15 protein-coding genes, 1 tRNA gene, 1 rRNA gene and 1 riboswitch are annotated in these 15,831 nt (G+C 34.4%); of the genes, 2 read left to right on the plus strand and 15 right to left on the minus strand.

Features of this window, described 5'->3' with window-relative positions; all coding sequences use genetic code 11:
- Positions 1–57 precede the first annotated feature (57 nt).
- From thiH to moaC, 5 genes are all read right to left on the minus strand, one after another.
- On the minus strand, positions 58–1,164 hold the full coding sequence (thiH, locus tag BKP45_RS20835) for a 2-iminoacetate synthase ThiH (RefSeq protein WP_071391079.1): 1,107 nt from the start codon (positions 1,162–1,164) through the stop codon (positions 58–60).
- 76 nt (positions 1,165–1,240) lie between these two features.
- Positions 1,241–2,014: a thiazole synthase gene (locus BKP45_RS20840; protein WP_071391080.1), complete on the minus strand. Its 774-nt coding sequence runs from the start codon at positions 2,012–2,014 to the stop codon at positions 1,241–1,243.
- 153 nt (positions 2,015–2,167) lie between these two features.
- A riboswitch (TPP riboswitch) is annotated at positions 2,168–2,278 on the minus strand.
- Between the two features lie 72 nt (positions 2,279–2,350).
- Positions 2,351–2,482 carry a multidrug efflux MFS transporter gene (locus BKP45_RS23175; protein ID WP_139193881.1) on the minus strand — a complete coding sequence of 44 codons (132 nt, stop codon included), beginning with the start codon at positions 2,480–2,482 and terminating at the stop codon, positions 2,351–2,353.
- A gap of 192 nt (positions 2,483–2,674) precedes the next feature.
- Positions 2,675–3,304, minus strand: coding sequence for a redox-sensing transcriptional repressor Rex (locus BKP45_RS20845; protein WP_071391094.1), 630 nt, complete (start codon positions 3,302–3,304; stop codon positions 2,675–2,677).
- Between the two features lie 331 nt (positions 3,305–3,635).
- Positions 3,636–4,127 (minus strand): cyclic pyranopterin monophosphate synthase MoaC, encoded by a 492-nt coding sequence (gene moaC / locus BKP45_RS20850; protein ID WP_071391081.1) that lies wholly within the window; start codon positions 4,125–4,127, stop codon positions 3,636–3,638.
- A 391-nt stretch (positions 4,128–4,518) separates the two neighbouring features.
- Between moaC and abc-f the strand changes: the two genes are divergently transcribed.
- The gene (abc-f, locus tag BKP45_RS20855; RefSeq protein WP_071391082.1) at positions 4,519–6,447 is read left to right on the plus strand and encodes a ribosomal protection-like ABC-F family protein; all 1,929 of its coding nucleotides are present in this window, start codon (positions 4,519–4,521) and stop codon (positions 6,445–6,447) included.
- Positions 6,448–6,505: 58 nt separating this feature from the next.
- Here abc-f and BKP45_RS20860 read toward each other — a convergent pair whose 3' ends face one another.
- The 8 genes from BKP45_RS20860 to BKP45_RS20895 form a co-directional block, all read right to left on the minus strand.
- Positions 6,506–8,635, minus strand: coding sequence for a hypothetical protein (locus BKP45_RS20860; protein WP_071391083.1), 2,130 nt, complete (start codon positions 8,633–8,635; stop codon positions 6,506–6,508).
- 782 nt (positions 8,636–9,417) lie between these two features.
- A complete protein-coding gene (gene tsaD, locus BKP45_RS20865) occupies positions 9,418–10,434 on the minus strand; it encodes a tRNA (adenosine(37)-N6)-threonylcarbamoyltransferase complex transferase subunit TsaD (protein ID WP_071391084.1) in 1,017 nt (338 codons plus the stop codon).
- Positions 10,434–10,883, minus strand: a complete 450-nt coding sequence (gene rimI / locus BKP45_RS20870) for a ribosomal protein S18-alanine N-acetyltransferase (RefSeq protein ID WP_071391085.1) — start codon at positions 10,881–10,883, stop codon at positions 10,434–10,436. Before rimI ends, tsaD begins: the two co-directional genes overlap by 1 nt.
- A 15-nt stretch (positions 10,884–10,898) precedes the next feature.
- On the minus strand, positions 10,899–11,600 hold the full coding sequence (tsaB, locus tag BKP45_RS20875; protein WP_071391086.1) for a tRNA (adenosine(37)-N6)-threonylcarbamoyltransferase complex dimerization subunit type 1 TsaB: 702 nt from the start codon (positions 11,598–11,600) through the stop codon (positions 10,899–10,901).
- Positions 11,597–12,055 carry a tRNA (adenosine(37)-N6)-threonylcarbamoyltransferase complex ATPase subunit type 1 TsaE gene (tsaE, locus tag BKP45_RS20880; RefSeq protein WP_071391087.1) on the minus strand — a complete coding sequence of 153 codons (459 nt, stop codon included), beginning with the start codon at positions 12,053–12,055 and terminating at the stop codon, positions 11,597–11,599. Before tsaE ends, tsaB begins: the two co-directional genes overlap by 4 nt.
- A gap of 1 nt (position 12,056) precedes the next feature.
- Positions 12,057–13,052, minus strand: a complete 996-nt coding sequence (gene thiL, locus BKP45_RS20885; RefSeq protein ID WP_071391088.1) for a thiamine-phosphate kinase — start codon at positions 13,050–13,052, stop codon at positions 12,057–12,059.
- A gap of 237 nt (positions 13,053–13,289) precedes the next feature.
- Positions 13,290–13,366 (minus strand) — tRNA-Met (locus BKP45_RS20890).
- Between the two features lie 210 nt (positions 13,367–13,576).
- A complete protein-coding gene (locus tag BKP45_RS20895; protein WP_071391089.1) occupies positions 13,577–14,719 on the minus strand; it encodes a trans-sulfuration enzyme family protein in 1,143 nt (380 codons plus the stop codon).
- Positions 14,720–14,852: 133 nt separating this feature from the next.
- Here BKP45_RS20895 and BKP45_RS20900 point away from each other — a divergent pair, with 133 nt between their 5' ends.
- A complete protein-coding gene (locus tag BKP45_RS20900; protein ID WP_071391090.1) occupies positions 14,853–15,044 on the plus strand; it encodes a hypothetical protein in 192 nt (63 codons plus the stop codon).
- Positions 15,045–15,434: 390 nt separating this feature from the next.
- Here the strand turns inward: BKP45_RS20900 and BKP45_RS23435 are convergent, their stop codons facing one another.
- On the minus strand, positions 15,435–15,566 hold the full coding sequence (locus BKP45_RS23435; RefSeq protein WP_281243190.1) for a hypothetical protein: 132 nt from the start codon (positions 15,564–15,566) through the stop codon (positions 15,435–15,437).
- Between the two features lie 3 nt (positions 15,567–15,569).
- Positions 15,570–15,685, minus strand: a 5S ribosomal RNA gene (gene rrf / locus BKP45_RS20905).
- Positions 15,686–15,831: the final 146 nt, after the last annotated feature.

Genomic DNA, 15,831 nt, shown 5'->3' on the forward strand with positions numbered 1-15,831 from the left:
GGCAAAACTTCTATCACGTACAATTTTTTCCTACGTAAATGTTCTTACAATCATGTTTTAAACAATTAATTCCCAATCTTTTAAAACAGGTTGATAACCTTTAGATTTAATCATCTCTTTAATTTCATCTAATGAGCGCTCATCGGATATCTCAAATTGCGCTGTACCTGAATTACAATTTGAATAACCACCAACTTCCGTACTTGCTCCAGCAGACATTTTTGTTACACCTAAATAAATAAGATTATCACGCAATTGTTGTGGTTCTCTAGTTGAAAGAGTAATCCCTGATCTCGGTAAAAACAACCGAAACGCAGTTATTGCCTGAACAAGGTGACGATCTTCAACAATTGAAGGGGGTTGGAACTCACCGATATGCGGACGCATTCTAGGTAATGAGAGGCTAATCTCTGCATCAAGATATTTAGTCTGTAAATAATTCGCGTGCATCGCTGCAAAAAATGCTTCTTTACGCCAATCATCTAACCCAAGTAAAGCACCAATATTAATCTGGCGAATCCCCGCATCGCAGCCTCGTTCTGGTGTATCCATACGATAACGATAATCACGTTTTGGACCTTTTATATGAAGAGATTTATAAACCTCTTCATTATAAACTTCTTGATATACTGTTAAACCATCAATACCGGCATCTACTAATAGTTTATATTCCTCTGTATCAAGTGGATTAATCTCGATTGCAACAGAAGAAAAGTACTTCTTCAACACCTTTACAGCTTCGGCAATATACGTTACTGGTGTATGAGTTTTCGATTCACCTGTTAAAATCAGAATGTGTTTCAACCCTAATTTTGCTAACGCTTGTGCTTCCACTTCAATTTCTTCCATCGAAAGTTTCTTGCGCTCAAATTTATTTGTAACACTAAAGCTACAATACGTACAAAGATTGACACAGTGATCAGCAATATAAATTGGATTAAAGAGTAAAATTGTTTTTCCAAAATGCTGAACGGTTAATTCGTGTGATTTCTGTGCCATCTCCTCTAGACAATTCTCTGCAGCTGGCGATAAAAGTGCAAGCAAATCTTCAAAATTTAATCTCCTCTTTTGCAAAGCCCTCTTTACATCCATTTCTGTAATACGCTGAAAATATTGTTCAAAAGGCAATTCCTTTAACTTTTCGTACTCATAATAAAAACTCACAAAAAAGCTCCTTTCTTATTTCAAATAAAATGGAAACATACTTTATAATGCCAAGGAGGATTCTTTTTGAATATTTCTACATTTGTAAAAATCCTGTTAACGGAGATGATGCCCTTGCATGTGTAGTCACTCCACCTACACCAGACAAGTAAGCTAGTCGCCCTGAGTGTACAGCTGATTTAAATGCTTCACCCATTGCAGCAGGATCTCCAGCAGTTGCGATTGCTGTGTTAACTAAGACTGCATCCGCACCAAGTTCCATAGCTTCACATGCTTGAGAAGGCTTTCCAATACCTGCATCAACAATCACTGGTTTTTTACATTCATCAATTAGTATTTGAATGAGCTCTTTCGTCTTTAATCCTCTATTTGTTCCAATCGGAGCCCCTAATGGCATTACTGCTGCAGCCCCTACTTCTTCTAGCTTTTTGGCTACCATTAAATCCGGACTCATATATGGTAGTACGATAAAACCTTCGTTTGCCAAAACTTCTGTTGCTTTAATTGTTTCATAATTATCTGGGAGTAAATATTTTTGATCAGATATGACCTCAATTTTTATCCAATTACCCATTCCAGCTGCACGAGCAAGTCTTGCAATTCGCACAGCTTCTTCAGCTGTTCTTGCTCCAGATGTATTAGGTAAAAGAATCATATCTTTTGGAATATGTTTCATAATATTTTCTTGACTCGTAGTAAAATCGACACGTCGCATTGCAACTGTAATTACTTGAGATTCCGAAGAATTAATTACCTCAGGGATTATAGAGTCATCGCTAAATTTTCCTGTCCCAATTAAAAGACGACTTTTTAATTCAACACCACCGATAGTTAATAGATCTTTTGCCATAATTTCTCCTCCTAAGTTTTCATTCTAGTGATTGTTTCAATTACTTTTTAAACCCATCCAATAGCTATGTTGCGTACTGATCTTTTTGATTTCAAATAGAACAATGAAAAAGACCCCATCATACAGATGCGGCCTTTAAAGACATGTAAATAAACATTACAAATACAGTCTTCCCTCCGCTGGCATGATCCAGATCAGGTTAACGGTCTGTGACAGATCAGTCATCTTCTCAGCCTAGTCTTCTAGGCTCCCGTAGCTGTGAAAAAAAATATTCTTTTTTCTATCATAACACAATTTTTAAAAATAGATATAATAAAAGCACTTAGAAAATTATCGCTATGAACCTCTTGAAACAAATTGATCTGGAATGGCGTTCATTCCTGCCGTTGTTGCTGGCATCGTTGATAAACCTTGACCTACTCCTCTCATTGCCATTAATACAAAAATAACAACAAGTGATGTGTCCATCGTTGTAAAACCTAACATCAAGGTACATGAAAATTATTATCCTAAGTGCACGCCTTAGTTTCTTATACTATAATCCTTAAGCGAAGTTAAACTTAAAGTATAAAGCTGAACTTCAATCAGTGGGGGTCTTACTGCCCCTAAAGAGTGGGATAAAAAAGATTATCACCTTTAAATAAGTGATAACCTACATTGTTACATTGGATAATGTTTTAAAAAATAAATTAATGACTGAAGCTCTACGGATAAATCAATGTGATGGACTCTTACGTTTTTCGGTACTGATAATCTTGCTGGTGTAAAGTTCAGAATTCCTTTAATACCACAATCAACAAGACGGTCAGCTACCTTCTGGGCTACCGAGGAAGGTACCGTTAAAATAGCGACCGTAACATCTGGGTCAAGAATTTTTTCTAAATCATCTAAATGATGAATTGGAACATTCCCTACCTCAGTCCCTACCTTATCTTCCTGAACATCAAATGCCATTTCAATTTTTGTGCTATTATTTTTAGAGAAATTATAGTGTAAGAAAGCTGTACCTAAATTACCAACACCTATTAATGTTACTTTCGTTATCTCATCTTGGTCTAATGTTTTTCTAAAAAACGACAGTAGATAATTAACATTATATCCATAGCCTTTTTTCCCTAACGCTCCGAAATAGGAAAAATCTCTTCTAATTGTTGCTGAATCTACCTTAACTGCTTCACTTAATTCTGTAGATGATACGCGGTGCTTACCAGATGCTTGTAAGTTCTCCAAAAAACGATAGTATAAAGGTAATCGTTTTGCAGTAGCTTGAGGTATTTTCCCTTGATCAATATTCATAATCACGCCTCCAACCTGTACCTTTAATTTTGAATAAAGGTAATAATTAAAACCTATGGGAATATATTCACATACGTTCTTTCCTCTAACGAAAAATCGTTATTTGTATATTGTCTCAGACAAAACATACTAGTAAACTTAACTCCTGACCTTTTCCAATATATTTGGTACAGATAAAATATATTTATTTTATCCAAACTTATTTTTAATATAAATAACCTATTTTTCTCTTTTAATGGTTAGTGATAAATAACCAATTTACTTCATCTATTATTACTATAACGTAAGTTGAATATTTTGTTAAATTATTGCTATTGAATTAAGACTATTCTATTAGTTCTCTTTTAAAGTCTCCACTTTTCCCACCTGTTTTTTCTAATAGGTAGGTTTGGCCAATTACCATTCCTTTATCGATAGCTTTACACATGTCATATACGGTTAAAGCTACTGCAGAAGCAGCAGTTAACGCTTCCATCTCTACTCCCGTACTCCCTTTTGTTTTTACTTCAACAAAAATATTTAGTATATATTGATCATCTTTTATTGACCAATCAAAAGTAATATCAACCCCACTTAATGCTAGTGGATGACACATTGGAATCCAGTCAGCTGTTCTTTTAGCAGCCATTACTCCTGCTACTTGTGCTACACCCAAAACATCCCCTTTACCAATTGAACCTTCTAGGATTTTTTTGTGAATATTTTCACATAAGATGATACTTGTTTTAGCTATAGCAGTTCTAACCGTCTCTTTTTTCTCAGAAATATCAACCATTTTGGCACGGCCTTGTTCATTAAAATGAGTAAACGATGACATATCAAATGTCCCCTTTCTATTCATTACAACTACATTGTACACTATTTTGTGAAATTTGTATCTATTCTTATCTTATAACTAGGAAAGATAATATTACAATTTAATTACTTTCATTTATCATTCGCTTCGTATTTAAATGTTAGTTACCATAGTTCTTTTAGAGAACTCGTTCTAGCTTCGCTAGAACATCGGAAATTCAGATGGAGTCTCAACTCCACCTGAATGGAAGTTCCCACCTACGCTACGCTTAGAGGTGGGGGTCTATGACCCTTAAGTTCAAATCAGTTTGATTAAGATTTGACCAGTGTCAGAAGTTTTCTTGCTTGAGCATATTTGATTACGGTAAACTAATATAAGTGATACTAGCTACTACATGTTAGGATGATGAAAAATGATACTTTTACAATGTGTTCAATTGACAAAAACGTTTGGTGCAGAACCTATATTATCGAATATAAAATTAGAAGTCCAATTAAGAGATCGAGTAGCTATTGTTGGTCGAAACGGTGCTGGCAAGTCTACTCTACTTAAAATAATTGCTGGAAAATTATCCTATAACTCTGGAGAAGTCATTATACCCAAAGGCGTGACAGTAGGATATTTAGCACAAGATACAGGCCTAGAATCTAGTCGTTCAATTTGGGACGAGATGCTTACTGTATTTGAGCCGCTTATGAAAATGGAAAAAGAATTACGAGACTTAGAAGCAAAGATGGCAGACCCGTCTCAAACTAACAATGAAAAAAACTATGAAAAATTATTAAAGGACTATGATATTCTTTCTGAAAGTTTTAAAGAAAAGGGCGGCTACAAATACGAAGCTGATATTCGCGGAATATTATCAGGACTTCATTTTTCAGATAAAGATTATTCTACAAAGATTTCTACATTAAGTGGAGGTCAAAAAACAAGATTGGCTTTAGGTAAACTATTATTAACACGTCCAGATTTACTTATCTTAGACGAACCTACCAACCACTTAGATTTAGAAACTCTATCTTGGCTTGAACAATACTTACTTCATTATGATCGAGCCATATTAATTGTTTCTCACGATCGCTATTTCTTAGATAAAGTCGCAAACATTGTTTACGAAATCTCGCGAACAAGAGCAACAAAATTTGTCGGTAACTACAGCCATTATTTAGATGAAAAAGCGAAACGTTATGAAGTCGAATTGAGACAATTTGAAAAACAACAAGAACAGATCGAGAAGCTACAAACATTCATTCAAAAAAATATCGCCAGAGCCTCTACGACCAAAAGAGCTCAAAGTAGACGAAAGCAGTTAGAAAAAATGCATGTTCTTGATCGGCCTCAAGGCGACGAAAAATCTGCCCGTTTTTCTTTTAATATCGAAAAGCAAACTGGAAATGATGTATTACAAACTGAACAACTTTCTGGTGGGTATTCTAGTTCAAACCCTTTATTTGAAAATCTTAACCTATCTATTAACAGAACCGAAAGTATTGCTCTACTTGGCCCGAACGGAATCGGAAAATCAACATTATTAAAAATAATAACAAAACAATTAGAACCTTTAACTGGAACGTTCAAATACGGTAGTAATGTGAATATTGGTTATTATGATCAAGAACAAGCAAAACTTTCTTCAAATAAACAAGTCTTACACGAACTTTGGGACGATTATCCTTTAACACCTGAGAAAGAAATTCGTACTATACTTGGTAACTTCCTATTTAGTGGAGATGACGTCTTAAAAATTGTTTCTGATTTAAGTGGTGGTGAAAAAGCACGGTTAGCATTAGCAAAACTTATGATGCAAAAAGCAAATTTTCTTATTTTGGATGAACCGACAAACCACCTTGATTTAGATAGTAAGGAAATACTAGAAGACTCTTTACTAGACTATCCTGGAACTATTTTATTCGTATCTCATGACCGTTACTTCGTTAATCGTATGGCAACACGGGTTGTAGAAATGACTAAGGATGGATTAATTGACTATATCGGAGACTACGATTACTATATTGCAAAAAAACAAGAAAACTTAGAACGTCAGCAACTCAAAGAAACAGAGTTGGAAAAGGTCGTTTTAAATGAAGAACAACTAACAAAGCAAAACTTTCTTCAAGATAAAGAAGCAAAACGTAAAGAACGCCAACGCTTACGCCGACTTGAGGAAATCGAACAGTTAATCGAAAAATTAGAGCTTTCTATAGCCAAGAAAGAAGAAGAGCTTTGCGATCCTGAAGTATACCAAGACCACACACGTGTTAGTCAACTGAATAGTGAAATCGACGACTTAAAAAATGAGCTTGATACTTTAATGGATGAATGGAGCGAGTTAGAAGGTTAATATTTAATTAAATTGGTGTAGGGAGAGGCTCTCCCTACACCTTCATAGTATTAAATTCTTAATTTTCCAAAGCCCAATAATAACTTGTACAAACAATGATAAACATTGATGTAGCAGCTGCAACAACTCCTGAATCATTAAATACTAATAAAGCGAGCGACGCTACCACCCCTGTTTGTATTATCAACTTTTTCACTTCATTCCTTACAATTTTCTTCCCTCTCCATAAATACAAAGCAATTAAAAAATATGTTGTTACAAATAACTGCGTCCAATTACTAAAGCGAAAAATCTTCCAGTTCATCTCTAGTTTTCTTTTAATCGTATCAGTGATATAAAGCACGTCTCCTTGAAATAATTTTGAAAAAGCATATCCAATGTGAGACTCTTTTCCATTTAATTGGGCAAAAAATAGGATCGCTATAACAACTGGAACTAAGACACTAAAAATAATCAGTAGTTTTCTCCACTGAAAATTAGTAACGTAAAATCGATAATAAAAAAAACCAAACATAACCGCTGTTGCTATCGTTGCCCCCGCATTAGCTCCTAGATTTGTGAAGCTTAAAACAAAGATCTGTCCTAAACTAATAAACAATAACAAAAACCACTTTCTAAACAAAGGATTTTCTAAAAGAAGGATACTAGAAATTAAATAAATTCCCGCGTACTCATTCCCAATCCCATAATATCGAGCTCCAATGATTGGATCATAGCCTAAATATGATCTTTGCATAAAATAATGTCCTAAAAACAAGTCAACTGTTATCGCTACAAATAAAGTGACACTTATAGCAAAAATAGGGTTGGAAACATATCTGACTAATACATAGCCTGTTAAGAAACTCAATAAAGTTAATAACAATAAGTAAATATTAGCTTGAATATAATTTAGAGCGTATGGTGTTAGTAATAACCATAACGGTGAGCTAATACCACTTACAAGTAAGACTTTTGCAGTCTGTTTCCACCCTTCCTTTTGATCTTTCAAAAAAATAATAACACTAACCAAAATTAATAAGAGTACAAGTATGGTTATGTAACTAGACAGAACAACATTTCTAGTTTTAAAAATAACAAACATTAAATCAATACTTTTGAGACCTCTTTCCAATAATGATTCATTTACCTCTTTAATATGTAGTGGCTTACCCAAAAAATCATTTGAATGATCTATATGAAAAGAATTGAGTAACGTCGGGACAAGATCAAAATTACTAATGATAAATGGTTGCCTAGTTGTACTAGAGTAAATATGAAAGATATGCTCCCCTAAAGAACCTTGCCAATAAAAAAACGGAGCTAACCGTTCTTTATCCTGATAGGCATCATTATGAACCATTGGTGATACCATCATAAGGTTATCAGTATAGTGACCACTTAAAAGCTGATACATAAACAACTCTAAATTTAATAATGTTAATTCATACTGTTTTGAAAAATACTCATCTGTCATAACATCTTTTTGCTTATATAAACGGTATAAATCTCCCCATTCAATCACAAAAAAGGACGATTGATCATTAAATGTGGATAAGTAGGCAAATATTTTATCGACATCCATTACAACACCTGCTGCTGATCCTGGACTTTTTCTAGTTGCATCTAATAAGCCTTTTGTTAAACCTTCTTGGTCCATTGTTAGAAGAGGACCGTAACGAATTTTCTCTTCATTATAATCACTGTTTCCAATAACATAACTATGGACACTATTTTCCTTTAATGTTTGTCCTAAAATCCCTATATCCGCTCGATAGGTCGTTTCTTTATTTTTATCCACAAGCTTATGTAAATACGGATGAAAAATAATGCCCTCATCAACAAGTTTTCCAGTCCATTGTTGATAACGTTCCTCTACTAATGTTCCATTATCGAATTCTCCTTTTGAATAGGCATTCCAACCTTCTATACCTAGGCCACGTACACCAGCACTTAAACTTACAGTATTATTTAAATATGAATATGGTCCATCAGGACGGACATTCATTGCAGCCATTCCACCAGTTTTCCACAACTGCGGAAATTGCCCTTTTTCTTTTAGCCATTTCACTTCTTGAAATGACAAATCTGGAACTAATACTAATACTAAATTTTTTTCTATTTCTTCTGCTGAATAAACCTTTTCACAACTTATTAACAACAAAAATAAGATAAGATACGCAAAACAACTTTTAAATTTTGTATTCATTCTACTCCCTCAATTAATTACAGTACTAATTTTATGATCTATCCACATTATCAACAACTTTATCCACATAATAAACATGATTAACAAAAGGTTTCAAGAAACTTATTAACATAAATACTGATTTTATCCCCAATAATGTTATTAACATGTTTTTAGCCTAATTTTATACGCTTTTTACTACTTATCCACATTATCCACAAGAGAGTTGTTAATAAGTACCTACGTTCTCTATTGACTTCTATGTAAAAATAACTTCATTTACTTTCTCCATTTTATAAAGTTTTAATTTGAAAGAAGTAGATGGATTATTGCACTAAAGCATCCTTTATTTGAACAACAAATGTTAGTCACTTGATACCATATATTTGTATCCCAGTAATTCAAGAATATAAAAGTTAATACAAGTAAATATCGAAGAATAAATCCGAATTAGTTGATTATAATTAACTCTATCGGACAAGAGAGCCGTTATTTGTGAACAAAAGGGTTTTTATAAGGGATAACGGACATCAGGTTCGTTATATACTTAATTTAGCACCAAATATAGCGGATTTTCATGAAATAACGTACCTCATGTCCGATAGCTCCAAATATTTGATCAATTCGGTAAAATAAGGTATCCCGTGTCCGTTAGCAGAGAAATTCACAGGATAAAAAACGCACAGATATATCTGTGCGTTTCTGTATGGGATTTGAATGCGAAATTCTCCGCTTTATCTTGTGAATTCACTCTTTCCCTCTCAAACCTGAACCTGCTACTTCAATCGGGCAGTCCCTTTATATTAATACTCTCTTTCTAAATCCAATCCTGGGTCACCATTTAGTTCATAATTCGCAAATTGTTTCTTTTCTAAATGATTAAAAGCAGCCGCTCCAATCATTGCTGCATTATCTGTGCATAAGTATAAAGGGGGGATAATCAACTCAATCCCTAACTGATCAAATTCCTCCGTTAACTTCTTTCTTAACCCTTTATTTGCTGCAACTCCACCAGCAAGCAAAAATTGCTCAACACGATATTCAACTGCTGCTCTTTTCGCCTTTTCCACAAGTACTTCAATTACACTTTCCTGAAAGCTAGCAGCTAAATCCTCGTTTGAAATCTCAATCCCACGCTGCTTTGCATTATGTAATGTGTTAATCACTGCTGATTTTAATCCACTGAAACTAAAATCATATGAGTCAGGCTCTAACCATGCTCTAGGCAAATCTATTGTTGGAGTGCCTTCAGCTGCAAGGCGGTCAATGTGTGGTCCACCAGGATAAGGTAAGCTTAATGTTCTTGCTACTTTATCATAAGCTTCACCAACAGCATCATCTCTAGTTTCTCCAATAACTTCAAAATGACCATGTTCCTTCATATAGACTAATTCTGTATGTCCACCAGAAACCACCAATGTCATAAGTGGAAATTTAAAGTTAGTAATTAATTGATTGGCATAAATATGACCAGCAATATGGTGAACCCCTATAAGCGGTAAATCATGAGCAAATGCTAGTGCTTTTGCCGCATTTACCCCTATTAATAAAGCGCCTACTAACCCCGGTCCTTCTGTTACAGCTATGGCCGATAAGTCCTCAAAAGTTTTATTCGCTTCTTTCATGGCTTCTTCGATTATGATTGTAATTTGCTCAACGTGATGCCTGGATGCTATCTCAGGGACAACACCACCAAAGCGTTTATGACTTTCAATTTGAGAAGCAACTACATTTGATAAAATTTCAGTACCGTTCTTTATAACCGCTGCTGCTGTTTCATCACAGCTTGTTTCAATAGCTAAGATTATTTTATCGCTCATTATAATACCACCCACATGACAAGAGCATCCTCTTGATTATCTGTATAATAATTTTTTCTAATTCCCCCTGGTTGAAACCCAAGTTTAGCATAAAGTCTTTGTGCAACATGATTGGATACTCTTACTTCTAACGTTACCTTTGTTGCTCCTAGTGTACGAGAAAGTTCGATTGCATGTACAAGTAACTGTTCTCCCAGCTTAAGGCCTCGAAAATCAGAATGTATAGCAATGTTTGTGATATGCGCTTCATCAACAATTACCCAAACTCCACAATATCCAATGGTTTTTTCATTTCTCACTAGGACAAGATAATGAGCAAATTTATTACTAACGAGCTCATTAACGAAGGCCGTACGGCTCCAAGGTGTCGCAAAAGAATTCTGCTCAACTTTTAATACATCATCTATATCTTCAAGTAACATATAGCGTATTTTATAATTTTCTCCCATAAGACAACTACCTTGTTAACTATTATTTTTTTGTTCCTTTAACCAATTTACCTCAGCTTCTGCTAATCGAATATAGTTAGGTGTAAAATCATGTATATGGCCATTTGGTTCTCTCAATAATCCTAATCTCGCCAATTCACTTGGTCTTGAATTATGATCACTTAATAAACCAAATTGAACCTTATTTCCTAACTCTTCTTCCATTATATGTTTATGTATTGGAATATCATTCCCTAAAAAAAGAACATTCTCATACTTCTCATTTAATAATGTTACCCAATCCTCTAAAAGACAGATTTGATCATCCACGATTTTCGTATACACCTTGTTTTTTACTCCATAAAGCCCTGTATAAACTTGACCTCTTCTTGCATCAAAAATTGGTGAAACAACTCCGTTAAAGTGGCGACCATTTTGGGCCAAAACTTCTAGGCTAGACACACCTATCAGTGGTATTCCTAACGTCCAAGCTAATGTTTTAGCTGTTGTAACACCAATTCTAACTCCTGTATACGAACCAGGACCTTCAGCAACCACAATTCGATTTAATTCTTTAGGAGAAACTCCTGCATCGTTCATGATCGAATGAATTGCAGGCATCAAACGAAGAGAATGGTTCTTTTTTAGGTTAGTAGTTAATTCTCCTAGCACTTTATCTCCATCTACTAATGCAACACCCAACACAAAAGTAGACGTATCAATGGCTAATGCTTTCATTTATTCAATAGCTCCTTACATAATAGATTATACCTTTCACCAATTGGGCTTAGTACTATTCTCCGTTCTTGGTCTCCTTGATGAAATATCTGAATATCGAGGCGTTCTGCTGGAAGCTGTTCTTCGATTAGGCTAGACCATTCAATAACAGAAACACCCTCACCATAGAAATATTCATCAAACCCTAAATCCTCATCACCATCACTAACTCTATAAACATCCATATGATAGAGAGGCAATCTTCCTTTATACTCTTTAATAATTGTAAATGTCGGGCTATTCACTGTTCTTTTTACTTCTAGTCCTTTCGCTAAACCCTTTGTAAAGTGAGTTTTCCCAGCACCTAAATCCCCTTCAAGGGTAATAACTGCACCTGCTTGAATTAGTCTACCTAACTTCTCTGCAAATTCCATTGTTTCTTCTGGAGAAGATGTATATATCGTAAAGTTATCCATGTTATTCACCTTTATTAAAATGATTAAAGCCTTTTTTAGGCAAGATTTGTTTAGCATGATTATTTATTAAATAAACTTCGGCATCCCCTGAACTTACCTCACCTATAATAGTGAACTGTATACCGTTTTGATTAAACGTTTGATTAATTTCTGAATAAAAAGCCTTAGGTATTGTTCCTATAAGCTGATAATCCTCACCACCAAAAAGAATCCACTGCTTTTGCTTTTCTTCAGAATACGTCTCTATAAATGAATTGCGAGGTATTTTATCATAGTCAATATATAACGTAACATTACTTGCTTCTGCAATTTCATTAGCTTCACTAGCAAGTCCATCACTAATATCATTTAATGATATCCTTTGCTTACTAGAAGCTAGCAACTTTCCTGCCTCAATTTGTGGAATTGGATATTGGTGTGCTTCTATTAACTGCTTTTCTTGATTTGAATAAGGATAATGTAACCCGTGTTTTAGTAAAAGCTCCAAACCAGCTGCAGAACCACCTACTTCTCCAATAAGGAAAACGAAATCTCCTGGAGATGCGTTACTTCTGTATAGACTAGATTCTTTTTGTATTTTGCCACATACAGTAACTGTGATGATGAGTCCTTGTTTAGAAGAAACAGTATCACCACCAATCAAATCGACCGAATACTTATCTCCTAAAGATTTCATTCCTTCATAAATTTCTTTGAGTTCTTTTTCATCCCAATCATTAGGAATGGCAATTGAAACAAGGTAATACGTCGGCACTCCACCCATCGCAGCAATATCACTAATATTTACCGCAAGAGCTTTATATCCAATCATAAAAGGTGCCATCGTTTCTTTAGTAAAATGAACACCTTCTACCATTGTATCCATACATATAAGCTCATCAAACATGCTATTACCTTCAAAAACAGCTGCATCATCACCGATGCCTTTTTTTAACGAGGGTTGATGAGCTATTTTAGGCTTTATTTTAGTAATAAAATCAAATTCATCACGTAACAAGTTGTTTCACACCTATTTGAAATAAATTTTTAAAATTGTCCATTGAAATGTGTAAAAAACCTTAGGTATTTTCCTAAGGTTGTTCATATAGTAGTGTATCTTATTTTTTGTAAAAAACCTAGTAGTACTGGAGATATTATAGTAGAAGTTTAGCATTACTTTGCTTAAAATTAATAAAAACGCAAGCCATATGATCTTGCGTAATTGTGTCTACTTAAATTGAAGTGAAATAATTTTTGGTTGCGGGGGCAGGATTTGAACCTACGACCTTCGGGTTATGAGCCCGACGAGCTACCAGACTGCTCCACCCCGCGATAATAATAAAATATTTAGTTTCGTACCTGATCAGAACATGATAACTGTTTCTTCCTCTAATAGTATTTCTTTGATGTAATCTGCGTCGAACTGCGGTACTTATCCTTCGAAGCTAACTCAATGTCCTCCATCTTGCGATAATACATCTGCGTATGCAGATGTTTATCGCTAACATGTATACATTAACATATTAATAACCTTAATGCAAATTATACTCTAGATTTTTCTATAGCTTCTGCAAAAGCGTTAATAATATCGGCAGAATCCTCAATTCCCAACGAAACTCTGATTAAACCTTTCGTAATTCCTAACTTTTGTCTAATGGCATCTGGAACTGAACGATGTGACGTCCCGAGTGGGTAAGTAACTGAAGATTCAACTCCGGCTAAAGTAGGCACTATTTTTATCCATTGTAAAGATTTAAAAAATAGGTGTAAATCACAATGTTCACCAAGATCAATTGTAACAATAGCTCCATTTCCATTAGGAGAAACTGATTGCGGATAATAAACTTTTTCAATAAATCTGTTATTTCGTAAAAAATCAGCTAGGGCTTGTGCATTTTTTACTTGGCGTTCCATTCTAACAGCTAAAGTTTTCAAGCCTCTACAAGCTAACCATCCTTCAAAAGGACTTAGGTTACAACCTAAATTGGCAACCTTTGATTTAGCTTTAGCGATTATTTCTTCTTTTCCTACTAATACCCCTGCAGTCACATCACTATGACCACCAATATATTTAGTCGCACTATGAACAACTAAATCTACACCTAATTCAAATGGTTTAATTAAAAAAGGTGTTGCAAATGTATTATCTATCATTGTCTTTAAATTATTCCTTTTTGCAATAGAAACAATAGATGTCATATCCTCCACTCTTAAAAGTGGGTTTGTAATGGATTCAGAATATAACAGTTTTGTGTTTCCTTTAATAGCATTCTCAATCTCAACAGAATTATGCATAGAAATAAAAGAAACTTCAATACCAAACTCTTTTAATTCATTTGCAAAAAGTTGATACGTACCACCATAAATATCTTCAGAGGCAATAATATGGTCACCGTGACTAACCACCGCTAATATCCCTGCTAAAATCGCAGACATGCCAGATGAAGTAGCTAAACCTTTAGGTGCCCCTTCTAATTGCGCTACTCCCTGACCTAAGTCATCAGTATTTGGATTACTGTATCTTGTATATAAATATTCTTTATTTCCTCTATAAAAATCTTCCATATCATCTAAATCTTTAAAAGAGAACGCAGATGTTTGATAAATCGGTTGTGCTTTACTTACATTCATTTCTTCCATTTTCTTTTGAAAATGAACGGTTTTCGTATTAAACTTAAATGTCATTTTTATGCCTCCAATTAACTGTTCAAAAATTTCATTTTTAAAAATTATATTATTTAGAATTTTACCATTGTTTAAGTAATAGTTAAAGGATAGGGAATAACTATAGCGTACTAATTTATGGGAGGTTTTATATATGAGTAACAAAGAAAGAGAAAATTATCTAGCTAAAGAAGAAGTTACTATACGGAGCGATCTAAATTCAAAAAATATTTTCCACTCAACTCCTTTCTATGCAGGCGATTCCGTTGATCAGCATAAACAATTAGAAGAGGTTAACGAAATGTTTAGTGAAAAGGAGATTAAGCAAAGTAATGAAAATTCATAATATAGTATTTTATTTAATGAATTTCATAATTGTTTATTTTCGCTACTCTGATACTAAACGTTCTTAGGTGAATACTGTTTCCAACAACATTTAGACTTCTAGCTCCATTTAAGTAATCATGAAACTCACTCTTATTATTGATGTTAACTATATTTTTCAAAACGTCATTTTGGGTTCAACCAAAACCTTTTTTTAATGCACTGATTTTGGGTACGTATTTGAGAAATTACGTTCCCATTTTTCTTTTGCTCCGTTTTGATTTGATACGTGTAATCCATGACTTTTCTAACCATGTGGCTTTGCTTTGAGGAAACACACTGAGAAGCGACACTCTTAGACGCAGAAAAGCTACTAATTTCAATCACTTCATGAGTTGCTTCTTTGAATTTACTACATGCTGCTTTGCATCGAGGAAGCCTTCATCGGAGCGATACTAGCAAACGCAGATGCAGCACCACTTAACGCAAATATTCGATTTCCGAAAACACAAAAAAACACATCCCATCGGAATGTGTTTTTCATTTTACCTAGCAACGTCCTACTCTCACAAGGGGAAGCCCCTAACTACCATCGGCGCAAAAGAGCTTAACGATCGTGTTCGGCATGGGAACGAGTGTGACCTCTTCGCTATCGCCACTAGATATTATTTAATTGAAAGAAATCATTCTTTCAAAACTTCGGCATGGGAACGAGTGTGACCTCTTCGCTATCGCCACTAGATATTATTTAATTGAAAGAAATCATTCTTTCAAAACTAGATAACATACATATAAGTTTCTTGAGTGTG

It is taken from the genome of Anaerobacillus alkalidiazotrophicus (assembly GCF_001866055.1).

Excerpts from the sequence above, each read along its gene's own strand:
- rimI (WP_071391085.1), bottom strand. The coding sequence starts at position 10,883 with ATGGGAGAAAATTATAAAATACGCTATATGTTACTTGAAGATATAGAT.
- tsaD (WP_071391084.1), bottom strand. The coding sequence starts at position 10,434 with ATGAGCGATAAAATAATCTTAGCTATTGAAACAAGCTGTGATGAAACA.
- BKP45_RS23175 (WP_139193881.1), bottom strand. The coding sequence starts at position 2,482 with ATGGACACATCACTTGTTGTTATTTTTGTATTAATGGCAATGAGAGGA.
- BKP45_RS20860 (WP_071391083.1), bottom strand. The coding sequence starts at position 8,635 with ATGAATACAAAATTTAAAAGTTGTTTTGCGTATCTTATCTTATTTTTG.
- BKP45_RS23435 (WP_281243190.1), bottom strand. The coding sequence starts at position 15,566 with ATGAAAAACACATTCCGATGGGATGTGTTTTTTTGTGTTTTCGGAAAT.
- BKP45_RS20840 (WP_071391080.1), bottom strand. The coding sequence starts at position 2,014 with ATGGCAAAAGATCTATTAACTATCGGTGGTGTTGAATTAAAAAGTCGT.
- moaC (WP_071391081.1), bottom strand. The coding sequence starts at position 4,127 with ATGTCATCGTTTACTCATTTTAATGAACAAGGCCGTGCCAAAATGGTT.
- tsaB (WP_071391086.1), bottom strand. The coding sequence starts at position 11,600 with ATGAAAGCATTAGCCATTGATACGTCTACTTTTGTGTTGGGTGTTGCA.
- BKP45_RS20895 (WP_071391089.1), bottom strand. The coding sequence starts at position 14,719 with ATGACATTTAAGTTTAATACGAAAACCGTTCATTTTCAAAAGAAAATG.
- tsaE (WP_071391087.1), bottom strand. The coding sequence starts at position 12,055 with ATGGATAACTTTACGATATATACATCTTCTCCAGAAGAAACAATGGAA.
- BKP45_RS20900 (WP_071391090.1), top strand. The coding sequence starts at position 14,853 with ATGAGTAACAAAGAAAGAGAAAATTATCTAGCTAAAGAAGAAGTTACT.
- abc-f (WP_071391082.1), top strand. The coding sequence starts at position 4,519 with ATGATACTTTTACAATGTGTTCAATTGACAAAAACGTTTGGTGCAGAA.